This window comes from Variovorax sp. OAS795 (assembly GCF_040546685.1).
GTDB lineage: Bacteria > Pseudomonadota > Gammaproteobacteria > Burkholderiales > Burkholderiaceae_C > Variovorax.
This window is the reverse complement of sequence record NZ_JBEPOH010000001.1, coordinates 159,276-183,519: the sequence shown is the minus strand read 5'-3', so window position 1 is coordinate 183,519 and position 24,244 is coordinate 159,276. Positions and strand designations below refer to the sequence as shown.

Annotated in this window: 21 protein-coding genes; 8 read left to right on the top strand and 13 right to left on the bottom strand. The window is 68.9% G+C overall.

Annotation, left to right across the window (positions count from 1 at the left end; translation table 11 throughout):
- Nucleotides 1-53: 53 nt before the first annotated feature.
- Together ABID97_RS00905 and ABID97_RS00900 are read left to right on the top strand one after the other, a co-directional pair.
- A complete protein-coding gene (locus ABID97_RS00905) occupies nt 54-710 on the top strand; it encodes a glutathione S-transferase family protein (protein WP_354396712.1) in 657 nt (218 codons plus the stop codon).
- On the top strand, nt 707-1,675 hold the full coding sequence (locus ABID97_RS00900; RefSeq protein WP_354396711.1) for a pyridoxamine 5'-phosphate oxidase family protein: 969 nt from the start codon (nt 707-709) through the stop codon (nt 1,673-1,675). Before ABID97_RS00905 ends, ABID97_RS00900 begins: the two co-directional genes overlap by 4 nt.
- On the opposite strand, the gene ABID97_RS00895 is transcribed toward ABID97_RS00900, so the two are convergent.
- The gene (locus ABID97_RS00895; protein ID WP_354396710.1) at nt 1,669-2,841 is read right to left on the bottom strand and encodes a cytochrome P450; all 1,173 of its coding nucleotides are present in this window, start codon (nt 2,839-2,841) and stop codon (nt 1,669-1,671) included. The genes ABID97_RS00900 and ABID97_RS00895 overlap by 7 nt on opposite strands.
- An 83-nt stretch (nt 2,842-2,924) precedes the next feature.
- On the opposite strand from ABID97_RS00895, the gene ABID97_RS00890 reads away from it, so the two are divergent.
- A complete protein-coding gene (locus tag ABID97_RS00890; RefSeq protein WP_354396709.1) occupies nt 2,925-3,638 on the top strand; it encodes an ArsR/SmtB family transcription factor in 714 nt (237 codons plus the stop codon).
- Between the two features lie 9 nt (nt 3,639-3,647).
- On the opposite strand, the gene ABID97_RS00885 is transcribed toward ABID97_RS00890, so the two are convergent.
- The 3 genes from ABID97_RS00885 to ABID97_RS00875 all read right to left on the bottom strand — a co-directional run bounded on the left by ABID97_RS00885 (nt 3,648) and on the right by ABID97_RS00875 (nt 7,060).
- Complete coding sequence (locus ABID97_RS00885) at nt 3,648-4,658, bottom strand: Bug family tripartite tricarboxylate transporter substrate binding protein (protein WP_503012734.1); 1,011 nt, start codon at nt 4,656-4,658, stop codon at nt 3,648-3,650.
- A 100-nt stretch (nt 4,659-4,758) separates the two neighbouring features.
- Nucleotides 4,759-6,276 (bottom strand): AMP nucleosidase, encoded by a 1,518-nt coding sequence (locus ABID97_RS00880; protein ID WP_354396708.1) that lies wholly within the window; start codon nt 6,274-6,276, stop codon nt 4,759-4,761.
- Nucleotides 6,277-6,307: 31 nt separating this feature from the next.
- Nucleotides 6,308-7,060 carry a phytanoyl-CoA dioxygenase family protein gene (locus tag ABID97_RS00875; protein WP_354396707.1) on the bottom strand — a complete coding sequence of 251 codons (753 nt, stop codon included), beginning with the start codon at nt 7,058-7,060 and terminating at the stop codon, nt 6,308-6,310.
- A gap of 167 nt (nt 7,061-7,227) precedes the next feature.
- Between ABID97_RS00875 and ABID97_RS00870 the strand changes: the two genes are divergently transcribed.
- Nucleotides 7,228-8,136, top strand: a complete 909-nt coding sequence (locus ABID97_RS00870; RefSeq protein ID WP_354396706.1) for a ketopantoate reductase family protein — start codon at nt 7,228-7,230, stop codon at nt 8,134-8,136.
- On the opposite strand, the gene gorA is transcribed toward ABID97_RS00870, so the two are convergent.
- Together gorA and ABID97_RS00860 are read right to left on the bottom strand one after the other, a co-directional pair.
- Nucleotides 8,133-9,491: a glutathione-disulfide reductase gene (gorA, locus tag ABID97_RS00865; protein ID WP_354396705.1), complete on the bottom strand. Its 1,359-nt coding sequence runs from the start codon at nt 9,489-9,491 to the stop codon at nt 8,133-8,135. The genes ABID97_RS00870 and gorA overlap by 4 nt on opposite strands.
- A gap of 99 nt (nt 9,492-9,590) precedes the next feature.
- Entirely contained in the window at nt 9,591-11,582 is a 1,992-nt protein-coding gene (locus ABID97_RS00860) for a DUF6600 domain-containing protein (RefSeq protein WP_354396704.1), read from the bottom strand.
- Nucleotides 11,583-11,719: 137 nt separating this feature from the next.
- Between ABID97_RS00860 and ABID97_RS00855 the strand changes: the two genes are divergently transcribed.
- The gene (locus ABID97_RS00855) at nt 11,720-13,792 is read left to right on the top strand and encodes a PEP/pyruvate-binding domain-containing protein (protein ID WP_354396703.1); all 2,073 of its coding nucleotides are present in this window, start codon (nt 11,720-11,722) and stop codon (nt 13,790-13,792) included.
- A 13-nt stretch (nt 13,793-13,805) separates the two neighbouring features.
- Here the strand turns inward: ABID97_RS00855 and ABID97_RS00850 are convergent, their stop codons facing one another.
- The 3 genes from ABID97_RS00850 to ABID97_RS00840 all read right to left on the bottom strand — a co-directional run bounded on the left by ABID97_RS00850 (nt 13,806) and on the right by ABID97_RS00840 (nt 17,597).
- Nucleotides 13,806-15,773 (bottom strand): TRAP transporter large permease subunit, encoded by a 1,968-nt coding sequence (locus ABID97_RS00850; protein WP_354396702.1) that lies wholly within the window; start codon nt 15,771-15,773, stop codon nt 13,806-13,808.
- Nucleotides 15,770-16,390 (bottom strand): TRAP transporter small permease subunit, encoded by a 621-nt coding sequence (locus ABID97_RS00845; RefSeq protein WP_354396701.1) that lies wholly within the window; start codon nt 16,388-16,390, stop codon nt 15,770-15,772. The genes ABID97_RS00850 and ABID97_RS00845 overlap by 4 nt, the downstream gene beginning before the upstream one ends.
- 91 nt (nt 16,391-16,481) lie before the next feature.
- The gene (locus ABID97_RS00840; RefSeq protein ID WP_354396700.1) at nt 16,482-17,597 is read right to left on the bottom strand and encodes a TRAP transporter substrate-binding protein; all 1,116 of its coding nucleotides are present in this window, start codon (nt 17,595-17,597) and stop codon (nt 16,482-16,484) included.
- Between the two features lie 220 nt (nt 17,598-17,817).
- On the opposite strand from ABID97_RS00840, the gene ABID97_RS00835 reads away from it, so the two are divergent.
- Nucleotides 17,818-18,231 carry a rhodanese-like domain-containing protein gene (locus ABID97_RS00835; RefSeq protein WP_354396699.1) on the top strand — a complete coding sequence of 138 codons (414 nt, stop codon included), beginning with the start codon at nt 17,818-17,820 and terminating at the stop codon, nt 18,229-18,231.
- 63 nt (nt 18,232-18,294) lie between these two features.
- On the opposite strand, the gene lysM is transcribed toward ABID97_RS00835, so the two are convergent.
- Nucleotides 18,295-18,756, bottom strand: coding sequence for a peptidoglycan-binding protein LysM (gene lysM / locus ABID97_RS00830; protein WP_354396698.1), 462 nt, complete (start codon nt 18,754-18,756; stop codon nt 18,295-18,297).
- Between the two features lie 134 nt (nt 18,757-18,890).
- Between lysM and ABID97_RS00825 the strand changes: the two genes are divergently transcribed.
- Nucleotides 18,891-19,661 carry a type III pantothenate kinase gene (locus ABID97_RS00825; RefSeq protein ID WP_354396697.1) on the top strand — a complete coding sequence of 257 codons (771 nt, stop codon included), beginning with the start codon at nt 18,891-18,893 and terminating at the stop codon, nt 19,659-19,661.
- A 12-nt stretch (nt 19,662-19,673) separates the two neighbouring features.
- Here ABID97_RS00825 and ABID97_RS00820 read toward each other — a convergent pair whose 3' ends face one another.
- Genes ABID97_RS00820 through ABID97_RS00810 form a run of 3 tightly spaced genes read right to left on the bottom strand, consistent with a single transcriptional unit; the run spans nt 19,674 to nt 22,751 of the window.
- Entirely contained in the window at nt 19,674-21,008 is a 1,335-nt protein-coding gene (locus tag ABID97_RS00820; protein ID WP_354396696.1) for a serine hydrolase domain-containing protein, read from the bottom strand.
- A gap of 44 nt (nt 21,009-21,052) precedes the next feature.
- The gene (locus tag ABID97_RS00815) at nt 21,053-21,868 is read right to left on the bottom strand and encodes a crotonase/enoyl-CoA hydratase family protein (protein WP_354396695.1); all 816 of its coding nucleotides are present in this window, start codon (nt 21,866-21,868) and stop codon (nt 21,053-21,055) included.
- A gap of 34 nt (nt 21,869-21,902) precedes the next feature.
- Entirely contained in the window at nt 21,903-22,751 is an 849-nt protein-coding gene (locus ABID97_RS00810) for a 3-hydroxybutyryl-CoA dehydrogenase (protein WP_354396694.1), read from the bottom strand.
- Between the two features lie 185 nt (nt 22,752-22,936).
- Here ABID97_RS00810 and purT point away from each other — a divergent pair, with 185 nt between their 5' ends.
- The gene (gene purT, locus ABID97_RS00805; RefSeq protein WP_354396693.1) at nt 22,937-24,139 is read left to right on the top strand and encodes a formate-dependent phosphoribosylglycinamide formyltransferase; all 1,203 of its coding nucleotides are present in this window, start codon (nt 22,937-22,939) and stop codon (nt 24,137-24,139) included.
- The last annotated feature ends 105 nt before the right edge of the window (nt 24,140-24,244 follow it).

Below are 24,244 nucleotides of genomic sequence, written 5' to 3'. Positions count from 1 at the left end.
GAGAGAAGAATCGCAACCACGCCATCCCTCCATTGCAAAGAAAAGGATTCCCCATGAACGCCGTCGCCAGCCTTCCCACCCAACCGATCAAGCTCTACGGCAGCGCCATCTCGGGCCACGTGCACCGGGTGCGGCTGTTCCTCTCGATGCTCGGCCTGCCGTTCGAGAGCATCGAGCTCGACCTGAAGCAGCGGGCGAACCGCACGCCCGAATTCCTCGCCCGAAACCCGTTCGGGCAGGTGCCGGTGATCGAGGACGGCGAGGTCACGCTGGCCGATTCCAACGCGATCCTGGTCTACCTCAACGCACGCTACGCGGCCGATCCGGCACGCTGGATGCCGCGCGACCCGGTGGGCGCGGCGCGCGTGCAGCGCTGGTTCTCGGTGGCCGCGGGTCCACTGGCCTATGGGCCGGCGGCCGCCCGCGTCATGAAGCTGTTCGGTTCGGCGGCCGATCCGGCCGAGACCGTCACACGATCGCATGCGCTGCTCGCGGTGATGGAGATCCACCTGGCGAAGCAGCCTTTCCTTGCCGGGCCGTCGGCCACGCTGGCCGACATCGCGAACTACGCCTACGTTTCCCATGCGCCCGAAGGCAGCGTCTCGCTCGAGCCCTATCCGCAGTTGCGTGCCTGGCTCGCGCGCGTGGAAGCGCTGCCTGGTTTCGTGCCGATGGTGCGTGCCCCGGCCAGCACGGCGACGGCATCATGATCGCCTCGCCCTTCCACGCCGGCGAGCGCGCGCTGCAGGCCCAGACCGGTTGGCGCGAGCGCATGGAGGCCATGGGACCGCGCGTCATCCGCGACCACATGCCGGACCAGCACCGCGAGTTTTTCACCCAGCTGCCGTTCCTCGTGGTCGGCAGCCTCGATGCCGAGCTGCAGCCCTGGGCCAGCGTGCTCGCGGCGCCCCCCGGGTTCGTGCATTCGCCCGACGCCACGCACCTGCGCATCGACGCGCTGCCGGCGGCCGGCGATCCGCTGGCCGCTCAACTCGCGCAAGGCGCTTCGCTGGGCCTGCTCGGGATCGAGCCGCACACGCGGCGGCGCAACCGGATGAACGGCACCGTCGAGTCGCTCGGCGCCGACGGCTTCACCGTGGCGGTTCAGCAGAGCTTCGGCAACTGCCCGCGCTACATCCAGGCGCGCGAGCCCGTGTTCGCGGCGCCGCGCAACGACGGCGGTGCGCCGGTGCAGCGGCTCGAAGCGCTCGACCTGGCCGCCGAGCGGCTCATCGGCAGCGCGGACACGCTGTTCATCGCCACGGCGTATCCCGACGAAGCCGCGGCCGGCGATGCGGCCGACGCCCGGTCGCACGGCGTCGATGTGTCGCACCGCGGGGGCCTGCCGGGCTTCGTTCGCGTCGACGAAGGCGGCGTGCTCACGGTGCCGGACTTCAACGGCAACCGCTTCTTCAACACGCTGGGCAACCTGGTCGCGCATCCGCGCGCGGGCCTGCTGTTCATCGACTTCGACAGCGGCGAACTGCTGCACGTGGCGGCCACGGCCGAGCTCGTGCTCGACGGTCCGGAGCTGGCCCTGTTCGAAGGCGCCGAGCGGCTGCTGCGGCTGCATGTCGACCATGCCGTGCGCCGGCCCGCCGCGCTGCCCCTGCGCTGGGGCGATGCCGAACTCTCGCCGCACCTGGCGGGTACGGGGCGCTGGTCCCGTCAGTGAAAGACGGGGATGCGCGCGTTGGCCGAGGGGCGGTAGTGCCAGCCGCGTGCGCGCATCGCATCGAGATCGGGTGCGCGGTCCAGCAGGGCTTGCAGCCCGGCCGCGGCAAGGGTGCAGGCCAGCGCCTGCCCCGGGCAGGCGTGCACGCCGTGGCCGAAGCCCAGCATGCGCCGGTGCGCACGCGCGCGCATGAAGCGGTCGGGCTCGGGGTTGAAGGCCGGATCGCGGTTCGCAGCCGCCAGCACGAGCAGCACCGCATCGCCCGCGCCCAGCCGAGTGCCTGCGATGGCGACGGGTTCGACCGCGAAGCGGCGCGTGTTCTGTATCGAGGGGTCGTGGCGCGCGGTTTCTTCGACCACCGACAGCAACCCCTCCCGCGTCGGCGCCGCACCTTGCAGTGAAGGCTCGCGCATCAGCGCGATGAGGCTGTTGCCCAGCAGGCCCGCGGTCGCGTCGCAGGTCTGCGAGAGCAGGCCGACGAGGTTGGCGAGCAGCGAGCGCGAGACGGCGTTGCGGGCGCCGCTTTCGGCCAGCACCGCCGCGAGCAGGCTGCCATGCCGCGGTGGCGAACCCCCGGCCAGGGCCTCGAAGCGCGCCATCAGTTCGCCCGCTGCAACGCTGGCGGCTTGCAGCTGTCCGGCCGTGGAAAGCGGCGACAGGCAGGCGACGAAATCGCGCATCCAGCGGTCCACCTGCGCCAGCGATTCCGGGGCAAATCCGAGCAGATGGGCGACCGCGCGCACCGGCATCGAGAACAGCGCATCGGACAGGGGATCCGGCGCCACGCTGCGCGCGACCTGCAAGGCTGCCGAGTGAACCGCCTCGAGGTCCAGCCCGGCCAACGCGCGCTGCAGCGCGGGCCGGTGCGCCTGGTGCGCGGCGGAGTCGTTCATGCGCACCAGATGGCCGAACACCTCGCCGGCCGTGCTGCCCACGATGGCGCGCGGCACCGGCTCGGCGGCCGGCCTCACGCGCAGCGCGCCGTGGGCGAGCAGCAGCGACCCGATGGCATCGGCGCGGCTTGCGACCCATGCGCGCAGCGTTTCGTTCCACACCAGCGGCGGACCCGCACGGAGTTCGGCATAGAAGGGATAGGGGTCGGCGTGCGTGACGGCTGCGACCGGTTCGAGAGGGCTGTTGGCGGAGGAAGCAGGGCTCGGATTCATGGCCTGCAGTGTGCAATCGAAGCTGCCGCGACACTTCGTCCGCGGCCGAAGTGTGGCGTGCGCCGGCGTCTTACCATCGGCGCATGGACATGTCCTCTCCATCCTCTCCATCCTCTTCATCGAACGCCGATTTCCATCTGGCCCGCCTCGCCGGTGCGATCGCCGAGCCAGCGCGCGCCCGCATGCTGAGTTGTTTGATGGACGGCCACGCGCGCACCGCCACCGAGCTGGCCGCCGTGGCCGAGGTGGCCGCTTCCACCGCCAGCGCGCACCTTGCGCGCCTGAAGGAAGAGCGGCTGGTCGAGCTGCTGGTGCAGGGCAAGCACCGCTATTTCCGCCTGGCCAATGATCACGTCGCGGCCGCGCTCGAGAGCCTCATGGTGGTGGCCGGCACGCCGCGCACCGCAGCGTTCAGCCCCAGCACGCCGAGCCGGCTGCGCACCGCGCGCACCTGTTACGACCACATGGCCGGCACGGCCGGCGTCGCGCTGCACGACCGGCTGCATGCAGAGGGCTGGCTCAGCGGCCTCGCGAGCGGTTCGTACGAACTCACGCCCGGCGGCGCGATCGCACTGGAGAGCCTGGGCGTGGACGTGGATGCAGTGCGGCGCTCGCGCAGGCGCTTTGCCTGCGCGTGCCTCGACTGGAGCGAGCGCCGCCCGCACCTGGGCGGCGCGCTCGGCGCGGCCTGGCTCCAGCTCTCGCTGCGCCGCGGCTGGGTGCGCCAGGCGCTCGACGGCCGTGAACTGACGCTCACGCCCAAGGCGCAGCGCGAGATGCCGGAGCTGTTCGGCTGAAGAGCTCCGTCAGGCCTTCAGCTTGAGCAGGTAGATCATCGGGCCGGCCATCGCCAGGTCCAGTTCGAGGAAGCTCTCGAAGTCCTTGCCCGCCATCCAGTACGCGTCCCAGTTGTTGCGCTTGATGGTCTTCTGCCAGACATCGGCGGCGGTGGCGCGGTGCACGGCTTCGAGCAGCACGGCCTTGCGTTCGGCCGGCACCTTCTTGCCGGTGAGCACGCCGCGCCAGTTGGCCAGGTCGGCGTCCACGCCCTGCTCGCGCACCGAGGGGATGCCCAGGAACGGCCGCTTCGACGACACGCCGATGGCGCGCAGCTTGCCGCTGGCCAGGCTCTCGCTGAATTCGCTGAAGCCCGAGATGCCCGCCACCGCCTTGCCGGTGGTGAGCGCCTCCACCACCTGCGCGCCGCCGGGGTAGGGCTGGTAGGCCAGGTTGGCGGCGTTGCCGGCCACGCGTGCCAGCATGCCGGCGTACATGTGGTCCACGCCCCCGGCCGAGCCGCCGGCGATGACCGTCTTGGCCGCATCGGCGCGCAACTGGGCGATCAGGTCCTTCGGTGTCTTGATGGGCGAATCGGCCTTGACCGCCACCACTTCGTAGTCGCTGGTGAGGCGCGCGACCGGTGCGACCTGGGCCATGGTGACGGCGGGCTTCTGCAGCGCCACCGCACCGACCATGACCATGCCGCTCATCAGCAGGGTGTCGGGGTCGGCGTCGTATTTTTCGACGTACTTGGCCAGCCCGATGGTGCCGCCCTTGCCGCCGATGTTTTCGTAAGCCACCTCACCGGCTGCGCCCGAAGCCACGAGCGCCGCGCCGAGCGCACGGCCGGTCTGGTCCCAGCCGCCGCCTTCGTTGGCGGGAATGACGATGCGCAGCCTGGAGACCAGTTGCGGCTCGGCGGCGCCGGCCGAGCGGGGCCACAGGGCGGCATGCCCGGCACCCGCAGCGGCAGCGGCGCCCGCCATCCAGGCGTTGAAATTTCGGCGGGAAAGGCTCGTGGCCGACGAACGAGGCATTTTGTTTCCACTTGTTTATAACAGTAACCGAATGATGTCCGCGAAATGCGTCACCCATGCACGTCGATTACTAGGGGTAAACCCTAGGAAATGCCAACTTTTACTGAAAAGCGACCTCCGCGAAGCTGCGCAGCTTGCGGCTGTGGAGACGCGTCGAGCCCTGCTCGCGAAGGATGTCGATGGCCCGCATGCCGATGCGCAGGTGCTGCTCCACACGCTCGCGGTAGAAGTGGTTGGCCATGCCGGGCAGCTTGATCTCGCCGTGCAGCGGCTTGTCGCTGACGCACAGGAGCGTGCCGTAAGGCACCCGGAAACGGAAGCCGTTGGCCGCGATGGTGGCGCTTTCCATGTCCAGCGCCACGGCGCGGCTCTGGCTGAAGCGGCGCTGCGGCTGGTTGCCCGGCAGGAGCTCCCAGTTGCGGTTGTCGGTGCTCGCCACCGTGCCCGTGCGCATGATCTTCTTCAGGTCGGGGCCGGTGAAGCGGGTGACGTCGCCCACCGCTTTCTCGAGCGCGAGCTGGATCTCCGACAGCGCCGGGATCGGCACCCACAGCGGCAGCTCCTCGTCCAGCACGTGGTCTTCGCGCACATAGGCATGGGCCAGCACGTAGTCGCCGAGCTGCTGCGCATTGCGCAGGCCCGCGCAGTGGCCCAGCATCATCCAGGCATGGGGGCGCAGCACGGCGATATGGTCGGTGATGGTCTTGGCATTGGCCGGGCCGACGCCGATATTCACCATGCTGGTGCCGCTGCAGTCCTCGCGCACCAGGTGGTAGGCCGGCATCTGCGGCAGGCGCGGCGGCGCCGTGCCCTGGCTGCCGTCCAGCAACGCGCCATAGTTGATGCTTGCGCCCGCGGGCAGGCCGCGCCGGCGCGTGATCACGTTGCCGGGCTCGATGAAGGCGACGTACTCGCTGTTCTCGTCGGCCATGGCCTCGTGCCCCAGTCGCACGAATTCGTCGATGTAGAACTGGTAGTTGGTGAACAGCACGAAGTTCTGGAACCACTCGGGCGCCGTGCCCGTGTAGTGGCGCAGGCGGTGCAGCGAGTAGTCCACCCGCGCCGCCGTGAACAGCGACAGCGGCTGCGCCTCGCCGGCCTGCGCCTCGTAGGTGCCGTTGGCAATGCCGTCGTCCATCACGCCCAGGTCGGGCAGGTCGAACACGTCGCGCATCAGCGCGCGGCGCTCGTCGCTCATGGTGCCTTCGATGTGGTCGTTCTCGGCAAACGAGAAGTGGATGGGAATGGGCTGCGTGCTGGTGCCGACCTCGATGTCGACCTGGTGGTTTTCCAGGAGCAGGCGGAACTGGTCGAGGTAGTAGCGCGAGAAGAGATCCGGCCGCGTGAGCGTGGTCTCGTAGCGCCCCGGTCCGGCCACGAAACCGTAGCTCAGGCCCGCGTTGGCGGGCGGCGTGTGGCGCGAGACGGTGTGCGTGTGCACCCGCACGAAGGGGTAGCAGGCACGCACCCGCCCCGGCAGCGCCTCGCCGGCCACGAAGCGCAGCATCGATTCGCGCAGGTGCGACAGGCCGGCCTGGTAGATGGACCGGACTTGTTCGAGCGCGGCGGCGGCGTCGGTGAAGCGGGCGGGAGCGACGAAGGTGGGCATGTAGGGCATGGCGGCATTGTGCAATGCGGCCGCCGTGCCGTTAGCGCAGCGGTCTTCCAGTCACTCCCTCGCGCTCGGTCGTGACGAGTGGGTCCGACGCCAAGCCAACCTGGAGCACCACGTTGCGGCGCATGCGGTCGCTGCGATTTCCGCCGCCGCCGTGCAAGACCTTGGGATGAATGGCGACCAGGGCGCCCGCGGCGCAATGCAGCAGCACGCCGGCATCTTCCGAAGGCCGAGGGCGGCTGCCCTCACGCTTCTCACGCAGCGCCTCCTCGTCGGGCATCACGTGGCTGCCCGGCAGGAAGCGGGTGGCGCCCATTGCATCCTCCATGCCGTCGAGGCAAAGCATCAGGCGAACGAAGCGCGAGCTTGCCGGGCACATGTAGTCGTTTGGAAAATCGCGATGCCAGCCGATCGACCGGCCGAAACGCGGATGCTTGATGGTCACGTTCATGAAGTGAACCACCAGCGCATCGCTCGCCAGGAGGGTGCGAGCTGCGTCGCGAATTGCCGGGCATCGAAGCAGCGCATCGAACGCCGGATCGAACGTGCAGGGTTCGCCAATGATGAAAATCGCATCGGCCACCGCCTGAGATTGGAGCTCGCTGCAGCGACGGTCCGGCAAGTCCCGTTCGAAAACCAGTCTGGCCCGCTCCGCTTCAGACATTCGGGAGGCCCGCGCCTGGATCGCGTCGACTGCGGCGCGCAGACGGTCGGCCAATGCGGTGTCGATGGATTCGGAGAGTTGGACATAGCCCTGAGCATGAAAGAAGTCTGGATCGATCGGCATGAAAAAGATGCGTGGTGAGGGCCTGTGAGCCGCGGCCCCTGCGCGGTCCCGGGAGTCTGCATTCACGTGCAGGCGTAGGGGGATGGCGGTCCGTGCACAAAAGCACGACGCCCATGTTTTCGTTAACCTCTTCCCGTGAAAACGGACAACGAGCAAGGAAACGACCGATGAAAGTCGCAGTCATGGGCGCCGGCGCAGTCGGCTGCTACTACGGCGCCATGCTGGCGCGCGCGGGTCACGAGGTGGTGCTGGTCGGGCGGCCGGCGCATGTCGAAGCCGTGCGGGCGAACGGGCTGCGGCTCGAGACCAAAGCCTTCGACGAGCGCGTGAGGCTCGATGCGAGCACGCGCGCCGACGCGGTGCAGGGCGCCGGCCTGGTGCTGTTCTGCGTCAAGTCCACCGACACCGAGTCGGCCGCGGCCGAGATCGGGCCGCACCTTGCGCCCGATGCGCTGGTGCTCACGCTGCAGAACGGCGTGGACAACGACGCGCGCGTGCGGTCGGTGCTGCCGTCCAGCGACGTGGCCGCCGCCGTGGTCTACGTGGCCACCGAGATGGCGGGGCCGGGCCACGTGAAGCACCACGGCCGCGGCGAACTGGTGATCGCACCTTCGCGCAGCAGCGAGCAGGTGGCGCAACTGCTGGCCGCCGCCGGCGTGCCGACCGAGATCTCCGGCAACGTGCGCGGCTCGCTCTGGGCCAAGCTGGTGTTGAACTGCGCCTACAACGCGCTCTCGGCCATCGCCCGGCGGCCGTATGGCGAACTGGTGAAGGGCCAGGGCGTGGCCGAGGCCATCCGCGACGTGGTGGCCGAATGCCTCGCGGTCGCCACGGCCGATGGCGTGGCGATACCCGGCGACACCGGCGCCGCCGTGCGCGCCATTGCCGAATCGATGCCCTCGCAGTACTCATCGACCGCGCAGGACCTCGCGCGCGGCAGGGCCAGCGAAATCGACCACCTCAACGGCTTCGTGGTGCGCCGCGGCGAAGCCCTCGGCGTGCCCACGCCGGCCAACCGCATGCTGTGGGTGCTGGTGAAGCTGCTCGAAAGCAAGCCGCGCGAAGCTGGTGCTTAGCCTGGCATCGGTTCCCGCATCGTGACGAACTCTTCGGCGGCGGTCGGATGGATGCCGACCGTGCTGTCGAACAACGCCTTGGTCGCGCCCGCGCGCATCGCCACGGCAAAGCCCTGCACGATCTCGCCGGCGTCGGCGCCCACCATGTGCAGCCCGACCACGCGATCGGTGGACTTCTGCACCACCAGCTTCATGAAGGTGCGTTCGCTGCGCCCCGAAAGCGTGTGGCGCAGCGACTTGAATTCGCTCGAGAACACCGTGACCTCGCCGAACCTGGCGCGCGCATCGATCTCGGTGTAGCCGCAGGTGCCGATGTTCGGGTGCGTGAACACCGCCGTCGGGATGAATTCGTAGTCCAGCGAGCGCTTGCCTTTGCCGAACAGCGCATCGACCACCACCATCGCTTCGGCCAGCGCCACTGGCGTGAGCTGCACGCGGGTGGAAACGTCGCCCACGGCGTAGATCGACGGCACCGAGCTGCGGTAGTGCGCATCGACCGCGATTGCGCCACGCTCGTCGAGCGCCACGCCCGCGGCCTCCAGGCCGAGCCCCTGCGTGTTGGGCACGCGGCCGGTGGCAAACAGCACGGTGTCCGCCTCGACCTGCTGCCCGCGAGCCAGCGTGACGATGAGCCCGTGCGGCCCGCGCGCGATGGAGGCCGCTTCGACGTTGAGCCGCACGTCGATTCCCGCCTTGCCCATCTCGCTGGCCACGAACTGCCGCACGTCGTCGTCGAAACCCGTGAGCAGGTGCGCGCGGCGATGCAGCTGCGTCACCTTGGCGCCCAGCCCGTTAAAGATCGACGCGAACTCGCAGGCGATGTAGCCGCCGCCCACCACCAGCAGGCGCTTCGGAAAGGGGCCGAGATCGAACATCGCGTCGGAGGTCGCGATGTGCTCGCGGCCCGGAATCTCCGGCACGAAGGGCGTGCCGCCGGTGGCCACCAGCAGGTGGCGCGCCGTGTGGCGCTTGCCGTCCACCTCGACCGTGTGCGCATCGACCAGCTGCGCCCAGCCGGCGACCAGCCGGACACCGGAATTCTTCAGCAGCGAGGCATAGACACCGTTGAGCCGGCCGATTTCCTTGGCGCGCTGCGTCTTGAGGTAGGCCCAGTCGAACTGCGGCGCTTCGGGCAGCTTCCAGCCGTAGCCCGCGGATTCCTCGAAGGATTCGGCGTAGCCGGCTGCGTAGCTGTAGAGCTTCTTGGGAATGCAGCCGACGTTGACGCAGGTGCCGCCGAGTTCGGCCGCCTCGGCCAGCCCCACGCGGGCGCCGTGCTGCGCCGCCATGCGCGCGGCGCGAACACCGCCACTGCCGCCGCCGATGACGAAAAGGTCGAAGTCGAATGTGGGCATGGAAAAGACGCTCCTTGCCGGCGACTGTAGCCGCCGGACGAAGGCGCCGGTTCCCGCGGGCCTTGCGCGAAAGGCGCGGCGCAGCCCCGTGCCCGGCGTTCAGCGCTGGTCGGGCGAGGTCAGGAGGCGGCGGCGCTCTTCCGGGCTGACCTGCCCCGGCATGGCAGGAGGACGCGGCTGGGCCTGAGGCTGGGCCGGGGGCTGTGCCTGGGGCTGCGCCGGCGGTGCCGTGAAGCCGCGTTGCTGCTGGATGGCGCGCACCTGCGCTTCCTGGGCCTGGCGCATGGCGTTCTGCTGGGCCTGCTGTTGCGCCTGGAGCTGCTGCTGCGCCTGCACGGCGCGCTGCTGCATCTCCTGCTGCTGGCGCAGCATCTGTTGCTGGGCCAGCGCCTGCTGCTGTGCCGCGCGTTGTTGCTGCTGCATCTGCTGCTGGGCTTGTGCCTGCGCCTGCGCCTGGGCGGCCGCGCGCTGCTGAACCTCCTGCTGTTGGCGCTGCGCCTGCTGTTGCTGCTGCTGGAGTTGCATCTGCTGCTGTTGCTGCTGCCGTTGCTGCCAGGATTCCTGGCCGCCGCGCTGCTGCCAGTCCTGAGGCGGCTGGCGCGCGCCCTGCTGGCGCTGCCATTCCATCTGCTGCTGTTGCTGCAGTTGCTGCGCGGGTTGGCCCTGCAATGCGCGCTGCTGCGCCTGCTGCAGCTGGCGGGCCTGCCGCGCCTGCTCGTACTGCGTCTCCTGCTGTTGCCGCAGCATCGGCGGGGTGGGCGGCACCGCCGCGGCGCGGCCGAAGCCCCCGCCGAAGTTGTGCATCGGAAGGCCCGGCGACGGTGCCACCGGCACCCGCGCGAAGCGGTCGTCCGGCACCCGCACCAGGTCGCGCCGGCTGAAGGGCCCGCGGCCGAAGCGGTCGGCCGGCAGCACGGTCACTGCGCCGGGCATCTGCTGGTTGGCATAGAAGTCGTTGCGCCGCTCGGCCTGCCGGTACGCCGGCATGCGGTTCACCTGGTCGATGTAGCGCTGGCTCGCGCGATAGCCGGGCCGCCATGGTTCACCGGGCGCCAGCGGGAACCAGCCCACGCCGTTGCGGCCGCTGCCGATCTGCAGGGTGGCGTTCGCGCCGCCGCCGACGAAGCCGACCAGCGCGGGCGAATACACCGGCCGCGTGGTCGCCCGCCCCGGTACCCAGGCCCAACGCGGACCCACGCGGGCCCAGCGGCCATAGTGGAAGGGCGCAAAGCCCCACGGCGCCGCATCGACCCAGGTCAGGCCCCAGGGCGCGACGTTCACCCATTGGCCGTCGCGGTAGGGCGCCCACTCGGCATCCACGTTGCGCGGAAACCAGACGTCGCCATAGGTGGGGTCGCTCTGCCAGTCGCCGTACATGTCGAGTTGCTGGTAGCCGACGACTTCGCGCGATACGTAGCGCGCGGAGACCGACTGGTCCTCGATGCGGTTGCGCTCCGCCACCCAGGCGTCGAAGCTTCCGCTCGCAGCCGGCGGGCCGCCCACCGCGGCCAGGTTGCGGCCACCCACGGTGAGCTGCTGCCGCGCACCCAGCGATTGCGATTCGCCGTTCTCGCCATGGAGCGTGACGCGGCCCGAGGCCACCGCGATCCAGGTGGTGTCGGAGGCCGGATCGGCTGATATGCGGTATTCGCCGGGCGCGTCGATCACCACGGCCAGGTTGCCGGTGTCGACCTCGACCCGCTGGCCTGACAGATCGTCGCGCACGCGCAGCGCCAGGTTGCCCTGGTTCGCAGTGAGGCGCACCGTGTCGTCGTCCAGCTCCGAGAACTCGACCTGCGTCTGGCCGTCCATGCGCAGTGCCGTCGAGCCGACGTGCACTTCGGCGCGTGCGTTGCGCTCGGTCCAGAGCCGGTCGCCGGTGGTGATGGGGCGGTTGGGCTGCGCGTCGTACCAGCTGTCTTCGCCGGCCGGCGCGAAGCTCACCGCGCCCTCGTGCAGGTTCAGGCGCGCCACGCGGCCCGGCGGATCCTGTTGCGCGCTGGCCGCAGCGCCGACGCAAAGCAGCGCGAAGCCGAGCAGCCACCGGTGCAGCGTACGGGCGGGAAGGATGGAGAGGACAGGGCGTTTCATGGTTTGTCTCTGGTTCGCGGGACCGGCTGAATCAATGCCTATGCAACGCGCGAGAATCCGCTGCCGCTGTCAGCGCAAGCCCCGTGCTGGGTGAAGCGCAGGCACATTCGGCAACCGCTTGTAATCAGGGACCCTGCATGAAAAACAATGAATGGCCAGGCGAATCGGAACGAAGCCGCTACCGAAACAGGAGCGCTCATCGGGGGTGGGCGGTGCTTGCGCTGGTCGCGATCGCGGCCGTGGCTCCGGCCGACGCCCAGCTGGCGCGCAAGCCTTCGTACTACCAGCAGCAAGCCCAGCAGCAGAACAACGCGGCGCCCGAGGGCGCAGCCGCGCAACCCGCCCCGCCCCCAGCGAAGCGCGGGTCGCTGCCCGCGCTGCGCAGCCGGGGCGACTTCGACAGCCTCGCGCGCGTCTACGACCCCGGCACGCCGATGCAGCTGGCCCATGCGCTGTTCGCCGTCGACCGCCAGGCCAGGCCGGTGCGCACCTATTACATCGACACGCCGCGCTACCAGCTGCACGTGCGCTTCGTGCGCGACACGGGCCTGGCGCCGCACGCCGGCAAGCGCGAAATCGACCGCAACTACCTTGCGGCGGACCGCCGCTTTCTTTTCGGCACGCTGAGCTGGCAGCAGAACATCGGCAGCTTCACCTATGAATTCTGGGAAGGCGACCGGCTCACGCCCGCGCTGCTGCGCCAGGCCGATGCCGAGGTGAAGGCCAGCTTCTTCGCGCCGGTGAAGTTCAAGACCAACTCGACGCTGCACGACCGCGTCGCGAAGGAAGCGGGCATCGACCATGTGAGCCAGGAAGCACTCATCCGCGAACAGCCCTACATGCCGATGAACCTCGGCACCGCCACCGGAAGGCTCCGCATCGTGGACGAGGCCTCGGGCCCGAACGCGCTGAACGCGCTGCTCCCGGACGACATCGCCGTGCTGCGCCAGGTGCCGATCGGTCTGCCGCCCGTGGCCGGCGTGCTGACGGAGCGGCCCTCGACCGCGCTGTCGCACGTCAACCTGCTGGCCAAGGGCTGGGGCATTCCCAACGCCTACGTGCGCGATGCCGCCACGGTGCTGCGCGAGCATGCCGGCCAGTGGGTGGCGCTCAAGGTCGCGGCCTCGGGCTACCAGCTGCGCCGCCTCACGGCCGACGAGGTGGCCGCGCTGCCGCCGCGCAATGTGCGCAGCGCGGCCATCGGTGCGGTGCCCGGCGGTGCGAATGCCGCCAGGCCCGACCTGCGCGAAACCCGGCTGCTGCCGCTCGCGTCGCTGCGCGCGCGCCACAGCGCGCAATGCGGGACCAAGGCCGCCAACCTCGGCGCGGTGCTGGCCGCCCGCATTCCTTCGACCGCCGTGCCGGACGGCTTCTGCATTCCGTTCGCGCACTACGACCGCTTCATGCGCGCGAACGGCCTGGCCGAGCGCCTCGCGCGCATGCAGCAGCAGCCCGGCTTCGCGGCCGATCCGCAAGCCAGGCAGAAGGCGCTGGCGCAATTGCGCGAAGACATCGTGCGGTGGCCGGTCGAGCCCGCCACCGAGGCGGCGTGGCGCGCTGCGTGGCAGTCGCAGCTGGGTGGCGGCGGGGTGTTCGTGCGCAGCTCGTCCAATTCGGAAGACCTGCCCGGCTTCAGCGGCGCCGGGCTCTACACCACGGTGCCCAACGTCAAGACCGGCGACGCGCTGGAACTCGCCGTGAAGAAGGTCTGGGCCTCGGTCTTCAACCCCGAGGCCTGGGAGGCGCGCAGCGCCGCGGGCTTCGGTGCCGAGTCGGTGCTGATGGGCGTGTTCGTGCAGACCGCCATCGATTCGGCCAACGCCGGCGTGATGATCACCCGCGACCCGTTCGATGCGGGCCACCCGTACGTGACCTACATCTCGGCCAAGCGCGGCATCGGCATCCGCGTGGTCGAGGGCCAGCGCGTGGCCGAGCAGGTGATGTACTCGAGCTGGTCGAAGGCGATCCAGGTGCTGAGCCGCTCGGCCGAGGAGACGGCCTTGCAGCTGGACAAGGACGGCGGCGTGAAGGAGGTGCCGGTGGAGGCCGGCCGCACCGTGCTGACAGACGAGCTGGTGCTGCGCCTCGCCAGCGCCGGCGCGGCCGTCAAGCGCGCGTTCGGCGGCGTCGACCAGGACATCGAATGGGCCACCGTGGGCGACCGCATCGTGCTGCTGCAGGCGCGGCCCTATGTGGAGCGGCGCCGCTGAACCTGGCGCCGGCCTACTTGTAGAGCAGCTGCGGCAGCCAGAGCCCGATCTGCGGCCAGATGTAGAGCAGCACGATGGCCAGCACCTGGATGCCCATGAACGGCAGCATGCCCAGGAAGATCTGGTTCAGCGTCACGTGCGGCGGGCTCACGCCCTTGAGGTAGAAGGCCGCCATGGCCACCGGCGGGCTCAGGAACGCGGTTTGCAGGTTCAACGCCACCAGCAGGCCGAAGAACAGCGGATCGACGCCGAAGTTGTCGAGCAGCGGAATGAAGATCGGCATGAAGATCACGATGATCTCGGTCCACTCGAGTGGCCAGCCCAGGAGGAAGATGATGACCTGGCTCAGAATCAGGAACTGCACCTTCGTGAGGTTCATGCCCAGCACCCACTCTTCCACCAGCGCCTGTCCGCCAAGCAGCGCGAAGGCCGCCGAGAAGATGGCCGAGCCCACGAAGAGCCAGCACACCATGGCCGAGGTCTTGGCCGTGAGGAAGACCGATTCCTTCAGCACCGACAGGTTGAGCCGCCGGTAGGCCGCGGCCAGCAGCATGCCGCCGAGCGCACCCATCGCCGCCGCCTCGGTGGGGGTCGCAAGTCCCAGCACGATGGAGCCGAGCACCGACAGGATCAGCAGCACCAGCGGGAAGAACGAGGCCAGCAGCATCTTGAAGATCTCGAGCCGCGCGAAGCTCAGGAACAGGTAGAACAGCGTGACCATCGCGCCGAAGATGGCGAAGGTGACCCACCACCAGGTGGGTGCCGGCCGCACCGAGGCGCCTTCCGTCGCCTGCGCGGCGGCGGCCGGCCCGGCAGCCGCCGGTTGCGTGGGCGCCGCATCGGCCGGCGTGGTGGACGCGCCCGGCGGTTCCGCCAGGGGACCGGTCGAGGGCGCGCCTTCGGAAGGCGGCTCCTGCAATCCGCCTTCCGGCGGCGGTTCCTGCAGCCCCCCAGTGGAAGGGGGCTCCTGCAGGCCGCCCCCGCTCGCGCCTTCTGGGGCGCCGCTGCGCGTGGCGCCGATCTCCTGGATCTCGTAGCGCGCCTCCGCCTCGACCGTGGTGACGGCCTTGTAGCTGAAGCCGGCCAGCAGCAGGAAAATCACGGCCGGCATTGCCACGATACCGAGCTGCTTCAGCACGTGCGCCAAGGGCACGTCCGCATTGCGCCGGCCTTTCAGGAGCCCGACGACCGCGTGCGCGGCGGGGCTTTCGGCCAGCCGCTGCGAGAGCGGTGGCAGGGGCACCTGGCGTTCCGCCTGCGACAGGGGCGGCGCCCACTGCGGCTTCAGTTTGGCCACGATGATCACGTACACCACGTACAACGATGCGAGCATCAGGCCCGGGAAGAACGCGCCCGCATACAGCTGCACCACCGAGACCCCGGCCGTCGCGCCATAGACGATGAGCAGCACCGACGGCGGGATCAGGATGCCCAGGCAACCGCCAGCCGTGATCGCGCCCGCGGCCAGCGGCACGCTGTAGCCCGCGCGCAGCATCGCCGGCAGCGCCAGCAGGCCCATCAGCGTGACCACCGCCCCCACGATGCCGGTGGCGGTCGCGAAGATGGTGCAGGTGACCAGCGTGGCGACGGCCAGCGCGCCGGGCAGCCGCGCGAGCGCCAGGTGCAGGCTCTTGAACAGCGACTCGATGAGGTTCGCGCGCTCCACCAGGTAGCCCATGAAGACGAACAGCGGCACCGCGATGAGAACGTCGTTGGCCATGGTCTTGTAGGCCGCCTGCACCATCAGGTCGAGCGTGCGGTGCCAGTCGCGGTCGTAGGCCAGCCAGGTGAAGAGCATGCCCATGCCCATCAGCGTGAACGCCGTGGGAAAGCCCAGCATGATCGCCACCACCACGAGCGACAGCATCAGGAGGCCCAGGTGCCCGTTGGTGATCGTGTCGGCGCTCAAGAGAACGGACGCCGCGCCGATCACGATCAGCGCCATGAACGAGAGGCCGAACCAGAGTTCGCGGCGGATCATCGTGCAGTCTCCTTGGCAGCCACCACGCGGTCGAGCGCGGCAATGTCCTCGTCCTTGACGTTGACCATTTCCTTGAGCTTCTCGACGTCGACCTCTTCGACGTCCTGCTCGCGCGAGGGCCACGCGCCCGACTGGATGCATTGCACGCAGCGGATGATCTCGACCACGCCCTGCAGGAGCAGCGTGAAACCCGCCAGCGGAATGATGAACTTGAACGGATACAGCGGCAGCGGTTCGGCCGAGAAGGTCTGCTCCCGGATGGCGAGCGATTCACCCGCATAGATCCAGCCGGCCCAGGTCAACGCGACGATGCCCGGCAGGAAGAAGACGATGTAGAGCACCAGGTCCACCAGCGCCTGCGTGCGTGGGCGAAAGAAGCCATAGAGCACGTCGCCGCGCACATGGCCGTTCTTGGAGAGCGTGTAGGCGCCGGCCGTCATGAACATCGCTCCGTACAGCATGATCTGCGCATCGAGCACCCATGCGTGGGGGTGGTTCAGCACATAGCGCGAGAACACTTCCCAGCTGATGAGCAGCGTGAGCAGCAGCGCGCACCAGGCGAAGGTCTTGCCGATCCAGGTCGAGAAACGATCGACGGCCAACAGGAAAGATTGCATCGGAAAGAACTCCTCGCTGCGGCCGGCGCAGCACGCACGGACATGAAAAGAGGGCACCCGCCCGGGTGCCCCCTCGCGTCACGGGCCGGGGTCAGCTTTTCTTGGCCTGCGCGCCGAAGTAGTGGTTGTAGGCCATCTTGAAATCGACCGTGTAGTCGTTGTGCCACTGGCCGGCACGTTCCGCGAAGGCCTTCTGCGAGTCGAGCACCTTCTTGAACATCGGGTTCTCGGCGGACTTCTTGGCGATCGTCTTGTCCCACGATGCCAGCTGCGCGCGCAGGATCGCGTCGGGCGTCTTGTAGAACTTGATGCCGGCCTTCTTGAGCTCGATGTAGTCCTGCGAATTGCGCTGGATGGCCTTCCAGCTCATGTCGGCGCTGGAGGCCTGCACCGCGTAGTCGATGATCGACTTGAGCTCCGGCGCCAGTGCCGCGAGCTTGCCCTTGTTGAAGAGAATCTCGAACTGTTCGCCCGACTGGTGGAAGCTCTGCAGCATGCAGTTCTTGGCCACGTCGGGGAAACCCAGCACGCGGTCGCTGGAGGCATTGTTGAACTCGGCCGCATCGATGAGGCCCCGGTCCAGCGCCGGCACGATCTCCCCGCCCGGCAGCGGGTTCACGGCCGTGCCCATGTCGGTGAACACGTCGACCGCCAGGCCCACGGTGCGGAACTTGAGGCCCTTCATGTCTTCGACGCGCGCCACGGGCTTCTTGAACCAGCCCAGCGGCTGCGTGGGCATGGGGCCGTAGAGGTAGGACACCACGTCCAGGTTCAGGCTCTTGTAGATCTCCTCGATCAGCGCCTTGCCGCCGCCGTAGTTGTGCCAGGCCAGCACCATGTTGGCGTCCATGCCGTAGCCGGGGCCCGAGCCCCAGAGCGCGAGCGCCGAATTCTTGCCGTACCAATAGGCGACCACGCCGTGGCCGCCGTCGAGCGTGCCCTTGGCGACGGCGTCGAGCAGTTGGAAGGCAGGCACCACCGAACCTGCCGGCAGCACTTCGATCTTCAGGCGGTTGCCCGCCATGTCGTTGACCTTCTTCGCGAAGTCCTGCGCGTACTCGTGGAAGATGTCCTTGGCGGGCCAGGTGCTCTGGAACCGCAGCGAAGTGGTCTGGGCCATGCTCACCATCGGCGCCGACATGGCGCCGGCGGCCACGGCGGCGCCCTTCAGCAGGTTGCGGCGGCGGGGCGATTTGCTGTCTGTCATGTTGTCTCTCTCCATACAAGTTCCGACCGAGAAAACCCTGCCCGCCACCTTGGCGTTATGTTCGGCAGGCCCGTTGCGCATCTTTGGCGCGGCGGAATACGCGACAAACAGGGTTTTCACGAACTGGTGAAGAATTCGACGATCCGGAGGGTTTCCCCGGGGCATGCCGAAGCGGGCGTGCATAGGGGAGACCCTCATCCACTGCAAGGACGAGAGCGCTATGAGTGAACCGGTTGGGGAAAAGGGCTATGCGGGCGACGTGACGCCGGAGCAGGCCGCAGCGTGGATGGCGAGCGGCGAGGCCGTGCTGGTCGACGTGCGCAGCGATGCCGAACGTGAATGGGTCGGCTACGTGCCCGGCGCGGTGCCGCTGGCCTGGAAGCAGTGGCCGGGCATGGTGCCCAACCCGGGCTTCGACGACGGCATCCGTGCCGCCGGCGAGGGGGGCCGGAAGAAGCTGGTGCTGCTGTGCCGCAGCGGCGTGCGCTCCATTGCCGCCGCGAAGCGCGCCACCGACCTGGGCCTTGTGGCCTACAACATCCTGGAGGGCTTCGAAGGCAATCCGGACGACAGCGGACACCGCGGCATGCTGGGCGGCTGGCGCAAGCGCGGCCTGCCCTGGAAGCAGAACTGAAACAGGACCGGAATGAAAAAGGCCCGCCGGGGAGGGCGGGCCCTGTTCAGCGGAGCGCGGCGCTCAGAGCTTGGGGATGCGCAGCTTCTGGCCCGGATAGATCTTGTCCGGATGGCTCAGCATCGGCTTGTTCGCCTCGAAGATCGCGTTGTACTTGTTGGCGTCGCCGTAGTACTTCTTCGAGATGGCCGAGAGCGTGTCGCCCTTCACCACGTCGTGGTACTGCGCGGCCGGGGCGGCCGGGGCCGTCAGGTTGTTGTCCACGCTGGTCACGTTGGCCACGTTGCCCGCGGCCAGCGCGGCTTTCTCGCTGGCTTCCTGCGACGGCGCCTGGCCGGCCAGCGTGACGACGCCCGTCGCGGCCGTGTAGGTCACTTCGAGTCCCGTGAGCCCGAGGTTCTGGGTCTCGATGTAGGTCTTGATGGCCGCCGCGGCCTTGGTGTTGGCGTCCGGCTCGGCGGCGTGGGCCGACGAACCGCCGAACAGTTTTTCACCGGCTTCCTTGATGAAACTGAGCAATCCCATGGTGATCTCCTAATGCCGTGGTGGATGGAACTGGCCAATGTAGCGGTGGAACGGGCCCCAGCGGCGTAGGCCCGCGCCGCGTGTGCCGCCAATGCGCCAACAGGAACAACAACAAAGTGGCAATAATCCCGCCCATGGCATCCCCCTTCCTCGCGATCGACATCGGCAATACCCGCCTCAAATGGGCTCTCTACGATGCGGCGCGTCCGGGGGCCGTGCTGCAGGCGCATGGCGCCGAGTTCCTGGACCACATCGAGCGGCTGGCCGAAGGCCCCTGGGCCGACCTGCCCGCGCCCGCCGCCATGCTCGGCTGCGTGGTGGCGGGCGATGCGGTGCGCCGGCGTGCCGAGGAGCAGATCGAGGAGCGCTTCGATTGCGCGCCGCGCTGGGTGGTGTCGAGCGCGGAGGAGGCCGGCATCGTCAACGGCTACGACCATCCCACGCGCCTGGGCGCCGACCGCTGGGTGGCGATGATCGGTGCGCGCCACCGCATGCTGGATGCGGGCCCCGCACGGCCGATGGTGGTGGTCATGATCGGCACGGCCGTGACGGTCGAGGCCATCGATGCCAGCGGCAAGTTCCTCGGCGGCCTGATCCTGCCCGGCCACGGCATCATGCTGCGCGCGCTGGAGTCGGGCACGGCCGGGCTGCACGTGCCCACCGGCGAGGTGCGGGAGTTTCCGACCAACACCAGCGATGCGCTCACCAGCGGCGGCACCTACGCCATTGCCGGCGCGGTGGAGCGCATGGTGCAGCACGTGCGCGCGCACTGCGGCGCCGAGCCGGCCTGCTACATGACCGGCGGCGCGGGCTGGAAGATGGCGCCCGCCATGAACGGCGACTTCGAACTGGTCGAGAGCCTGATCATGGACGGCCTGCTGGTCATCGCCCAGGCACGGGGCTGAGCCCCCGCAAATTCAGGGCCGCATCAGCGCTTCGGCCACGGCCTGGAAAGCCGGCAGCGTGAGCGGATCGTTGCCCGCACTGGCGGCCACCGGGTGCGCGGCGTAGCGCACGATCACCATCTCGGCCTTCGGATCGATGTAGATGCTCTGCCCGTGGATGCCGCGCGCCATGTAGGCGCCGTGCGGATTGTGCGTGACCCACCACATGTTGCGGTACGACCAGCCCGGCAGCAGTGCATAGCCGGCCTTCGCGAACCTGGCGGTGTCGGCGCCGCGCGCGATGTCTTCGACCACCGCCTTGGGAATGGCCTGCTGCCCGTTGGGCGCACGGCCGCCGTTTCGCATGGTCTCGCCGAAGCGTGCAAGGTCGCGCAGCACGGTGTTGAGTCCGCCGCCACCCGATTCGGTACCGATGCGGTCGACCATGAAGTAGGCGTCCTGCTCCGCACCGATGCGGCGCCAGATCTTCTCGCTCAGCAGGTCGGCCAGGGGCTGGTTGCTGACGCGTCGCAGGATCCACGCGAGCACCTCGGCGTTCACCGTCTTGTAGGCAAAGGCGGCGTCGTGCGCGCCTTCCTTCTTGAGCGTGGCGAGAAACTCGTAGAAGGACTTGGGGCCCGTGTAGTTCGGCCCCTGCGCCAGCATGCCGCCGGCGCGTGCGTAGTCCCAGATCTCGGCTTTCGGATCGGCGTAGTTCTCGGAGTAGTGCACGCCGATGGTCATGTCCATGACCTGGCGCACCGTGGCGTCGCCATAGGCCGTGTCCTTGAGCTCGGGCAGGTACCTTGTGACGGGCGCGGCCGGATCGAGCTTGCCTTCGTCCGCGAGGATGGCCGCCAGCGTGCCCACGAAGGACTTGGTGACCGACATCGCGATGTGCGGCCGCTCGGGCGTGAGCGCGCCGAAGTATTTTTCGTACACCACGCGGCCGCGATGCAGCACCAGGATGCCGTCGGTGTAGGTGCGCGGGATCATCTGCGCGAAGGTCACCGTCTCGTCGCTGCCCATCGGTTTGAAGCTCACGGCTTCGATGTCGCTGCGCGGCGCTGCCGGCAGGGGGCTCGGTGCGCCGCTGCCGCGCCACACATTGGCGGTGGGCACGGTTTCGCGCACGTGCGAGAAGCTCCAGCGCGTGCGCGGAAACACGCCGCCGGCCGCGTTGTCGAAGGTGATCAGCTTGTCCGGCGGCGGCGGGAAGCCCTTCATCCAGCCCAGCGCCTCGACCGAGGTGGCCGTGGGGTCGGGCAGCGCGGCGGGCGCGGGCGTCTGGGCATGGGTGTTGGTGTTCACGGCAAGCAGTGCGAAGGCGGCGGCAAGCGCGGCACGCCTGGGTTTGAAAGAGGACATGGGCAGCGGGGCTCCGGTGAAGTGCATGGCGGTCGCGGTGCGTTTCAACGCCCGCTGAAGCGCGCGGGCCGGCGCTCGACGAAGGAACGCACGCCCTCGGCCGCGTCCTCGCTGTTGGAAAGCCGCTTCTGCGTCTCGATGAACTCCGACACCGCCGCGAGCGGCCCCTGTTCGACCGCCTTGATCACGTTGAGCCGGGTCGCCACCACCGCCAGCGGCGCCTGCGCCGCGATGCGCTGCGCAATGGCCAGCGCCGCGTCGAGCTCCTGCCCGGCCGGCACCACCTTCTGCACGAAGTTCAGGCGATACGCCTCGGCGCTGTCGAACTCGTCGGCCGTGAGCAGGTGCAGCATCGCGTTGCCCACGCCCGCGCGCTCGGCCATGCGCAGCGTGGCGCCTCCCGTGGCCATGATGCCGCGCTGCACTTCCATCTGCGAGAAGCGGCAGTCGTCGGCCGCCACCACGATGTCGGCGCCCAGCATCAGCTCGATGCCGACGGTGAAGCAGATGCCCTTCACCGCCGCGACCATCGGCTTGGTTCGACGGCGATAGCCGGGCAGGCCGAAGTCGTGCGGCTCCACCAGGCCCGCCGGTATCGCCTTCTCGCCGCGCTTCATGTATTCGGTGACCGCCGGCAGGTCGAGCCCGGCCGTGAAGTGGTCTCCGAACGCATGCAGCACGCCCACGCGCAGGCCGGGGTCGTCGTCCAGCCGGGTGTAGGCCTCGGCCAGCTGCCTGAACATGGGCGGCGTCCAGCCATTGCGCTTGGCCGGGCGGTTGATGCCGATCAAGAGCACATGGTCGATCACCTGGGTGTCGATGCAGCCTTCGGGCGGCGGGGTGGTGGGCACGGCGGTCATGGTTCTTGTCTCCTTTGTTTTTGTTGGCCGACGCTCAATAGGCGTAGACGCCGCGTCCGGTCTTGCGCCCCAGCTGGCCCGCCGCGACCATTTCCTTCAGCAGCGGGCAGGGGCGGTACTTGGAATCGCCGAACTGCGCCAGGTAGACCTCCATCACGGCCAGGCACACGTCCAGGCCGATCATGTCGGCCAGCGCCAGCGGGCCGATGGGCTGGTTGCAGCCCAGCTTCATGCCGGCGTCGATGTCCTCGGCCGTGGCGATGCCTTCGGCCAGCACGAAGAAGGCCTCGTTGATCATCGGCACCAGGATGCGGTTGACCACGAAGCCCGGCGCGTTCTTCACCGTGATCGGCGACTTGCCCAGCGTCTCGGCCAGCGCCTTGACCGCATCGTGCGTGGCGTCGCTCGTGAGGTAGCCGCGGATCAGCTCCACCAGCGCCATCATCGGCACCGGGTTGAAGAAGTGCATGCCGATGAAGCGGTCGGGCCGCGAGGTGGCTGCGGCCAGCTGCGTGATGGAGATCGACGAGGTGTTCGAGGCAATGATCACCTCGGGCGCCAGCAGCTCGTCGACCTGCTTGAGGATCTTGAGCTTGAGCGCATGGTTCTCGGTGGCGGCCTCGATCACGAGCTGCGCGCCCTTGAGTTCGTCGTAGTTCGTCGACCCCTTGATCAGCGCCAGCGCCGCGCTCTTCTGTTCGGCCGTGAGCTTCTCTTTCTTGATCAGCCGGTCGAGGCTGCCCGACACGGTGGCCAGGCCCTTGTCGACTGCCGCCTGGGCGATGTCGACCATCACCACGTTGACGCCGGCGACCGCGCAGGCCTGCGCGATGCCATTGCCCATTGTTCCGGCGCCGATGATGCCGACGGTCTGGATCGTCATGAGAAAACTCCTTGATGAAGAAAAAACAGGGGAAAAGGGAGCGGGTGGGGCGCAGGCCACCACCGCGGCAGGAGATCGATTGTGAAGCAGCCCCGCAACGGCGCCGTTGCCGCGCGTGACACGGTTCGCCCGCGCGTGGCTTACAGTGCGGCGGTTGCTTTTTCTTCCCTCTTCCGATCCCGACCATGACCACCCTCGGCACCCCTCTTTCCCCCTCCGCCACCCGCGTGATGCTGCTCGGCTCGGGCGAGCTCGGCAAGGAGGTGCTGATCGCCCTGCAGCGCCTCGGCGTGGAGACCATCGCCGTCGACCGCTACGAGAATGCCCCCGGCCAGCAGGTGGCGCACCACGCACGCACCATCACCATGAGCGACCCCGAGCAGCTCAAGGCGCTGATCGAGGCCGAGAAACCGCTGCTGGTGGTGCCCGAGATCGAGGCCATCGCCACGCCCATGCTGCAGCAGCTCGAGGACGCCGGCGTGGTGCGCGTGATTCCCACTGCCCGCGCCGCCCGCCTCACCATGGACCGCGAAGGCATCCGCCGCCTGGCGGCCGAGACGCTGGGCGTGCCCACCAGCCCCTACAAGTTCTGCGACTCGCTGGACGAGCTGCAGGCGGCCATCGACGCAGGCATCGGCTACCCCTGCATCGTCAAGCCCGTGATGAGCAGCTCCGGCAAGGGCCAGAGCAAGATCGACGGCCCGGCCCACGTGCAGAAGGCCTGGGACTACGCCATGGCCGGCGGCCGCGTGAGCCATGGCCGCGTGATCGTCGAAGGCTTCATCGACTTCGACTACGAGATCACGCTCCTGACCGTGCGCGCCAAAGACGCGGAAGGCGCGGTGCGCACGCAGTTCTGCGAGCCCATCGGCCACGTGCAGGTGAGCGGCGACTATGTCGAGAGCTGGCAGCCGCACACCATGGCTGCGGCCGCGCTGCAGAAGGCGCAGCAGATCGCCGAAGCCGTCACGGCCGACCTCGGCGGCCAGGGCCTGTTCGGCGTCGAGCTGTTCGTGAAGGGCGACGAGGTCTGGTTCAGCGAAGTCAGCCCGCGTCCGCACGACACCGGCATGGTCACCATGGCCACGCAATGGCAGAACGAGTTCGAGCTGCATGCGCGCGCCATCCTCGGCCTGCCGGTGGACACCTCGCTCAAGAGCCCGGGCGCGAGCGCCGTGATTTACGGCGGCGTCGATGCCACCGGCATTGCCTTCGACGGCGTGGCCGAGGCGCTGCAGGTGCCCGGCAGCGACATCCGCCTGTTTGGCAAGCCCGAGAGCTTTGCCAGGCGCCGCATGGGAGTGGCGCTGGTGCATGCGGCCGACACCGGCACCGCCCGCCGGCTCGCCAAGGAAGCCGCCTCGCGCGTGAAGCCGCGCAAGGCCTGAGGCGCGCGCCTGGCACGGCCGGGCGTTTGACAGCCAGTTTCCGCAAGCGGCAACCGGCGGCTGCGGGCATCGTGCGGATGAGATCGGGAGCACCCCAGCCCGACC

What these genes read in the sequence shown, in the direction of transcription:
- ABID97_RS00905 (WP_354396712.1), top strand. Translation starts at nt 54, where the DNA reads ATGAACGCCGTCGCCAGCCTTCCCACCCAACCGATCAAGCTCTACGGC.
- ABID97_RS00900 (WP_354396711.1), top strand. Translation starts at nt 707, where the DNA reads ATGATCGCCTCGCCCTTCCACGCCGGCGAGCGCGCGCTGCAGGCCCAG.
- ABID97_RS00895 (WP_354396710.1), bottom strand. Translation starts at nt 2,841, where the DNA reads ATGAATCCGAGCCCTGCTTCCTCCGCCAACAGCCCTCTCGAACCGGTC.
- ABID97_RS00890 (WP_354396709.1), top strand. Translation starts at nt 2,925, where the DNA reads ATGGACATGTCCTCTCCATCCTCTCCATCCTCTTCATCGAACGCCGAT.
- ABID97_RS00885 (WP_503012734.1), bottom strand. Translation starts at nt 4,658, where the DNA reads ATGCCTCGTTCGTCGGCCACGAGCCTTTCCCGCCGAAATTTCAACGCC.
- ABID97_RS00880 (WP_354396708.1), bottom strand. Translation starts at nt 6,276, where the DNA reads ATGCCCTACATGCCCACCTTCGTCGCTCCCGCCCGCTTCACCGACGCC.
- ABID97_RS00875 (WP_354396707.1), bottom strand. Translation starts at nt 7,060, where the DNA reads ATGCCGATCGATCCAGACTTCTTTCATGCTCAGGGCTATGTCCAACTC.
- ABID97_RS00870 (WP_354396706.1), top strand. Translation starts at nt 7,228, where the DNA reads ATGAAAGTCGCAGTCATGGGCGCCGGCGCAGTCGGCTGCTACTACGGC.
- gorA (WP_354396705.1), bottom strand. Translation starts at nt 9,491, where the DNA reads ATGCCCACATTCGACTTCGACCTTTTCGTCATCGGCGGCGGCAGTGGC.
- ABID97_RS00860 (WP_354396704.1), bottom strand. Translation starts at nt 11,582, where the DNA reads ATGAAACGCCCTGTCCTCTCCATCCTTCCCGCCCGTACGCTGCACCGG.
- ABID97_RS00855 (WP_354396703.1), top strand. Translation starts at nt 11,720, where the DNA reads ATGAAAAACAATGAATGGCCAGGCGAATCGGAACGAAGCCGCTACCGA.
- ABID97_RS00850 (WP_354396702.1), bottom strand. Translation starts at nt 15,773, where the DNA reads ATGATCCGCCGCGAACTCTGGTTCGGCCTCTCGTTCATGGCGCTGATC.
- ABID97_RS00845 (WP_354396701.1), bottom strand. Translation starts at nt 16,390, where the DNA reads ATGCAATCTTTCCTGTTGGCCGTCGATCGTTTCTCGACCTGGATCGGC.
- ABID97_RS00840 (WP_354396700.1), bottom strand. Translation starts at nt 17,597, where the DNA reads ATGACAGACAGCAAATCGCCCCGCCGCCGCAACCTGCTGAAGGGCGCC.
- ABID97_RS00835 (WP_354396699.1), top strand. Translation starts at nt 17,818, where the DNA reads ATGAGTGAACCGGTTGGGGAAAAGGGCTATGCGGGCGACGTGACGCCG.
- lysM (WP_354396698.1), bottom strand. Translation starts at nt 18,756, where the DNA reads ATGGGATTGCTCAGTTTCATCAAGGAAGCCGGTGAAAAACTGTTCGGC.
- ABID97_RS00825 (WP_354396697.1), top strand. Translation starts at nt 18,891, where the DNA reads ATGGCATCCCCCTTCCTCGCGATCGACATCGGCAATACCCGCCTCAAA.
- ABID97_RS00820 (WP_354396696.1), bottom strand. Translation starts at nt 21,008, where the DNA reads ATGTCCTCTTTCAAACCCAGGCGTGCCGCGCTTGCCGCCGCCTTCGCA.
- ABID97_RS00815 (WP_354396695.1), bottom strand. Translation starts at nt 21,868, where the DNA reads ATGACCGCCGTGCCCACCACCCCGCCGCCCGAAGGCTGCATCGACACC.
- ABID97_RS00810 (WP_354396694.1), bottom strand. Translation starts at nt 22,751, where the DNA reads ATGACGATCCAGACCGTCGGCATCATCGGCGCCGGAACAATGGGCAAT.
- purT (WP_354396693.1), top strand. Translation starts at nt 22,937, where the DNA reads ATGACCACCCTCGGCACCCCTCTTTCCCCCTCCGCCACCCGCGTGATG.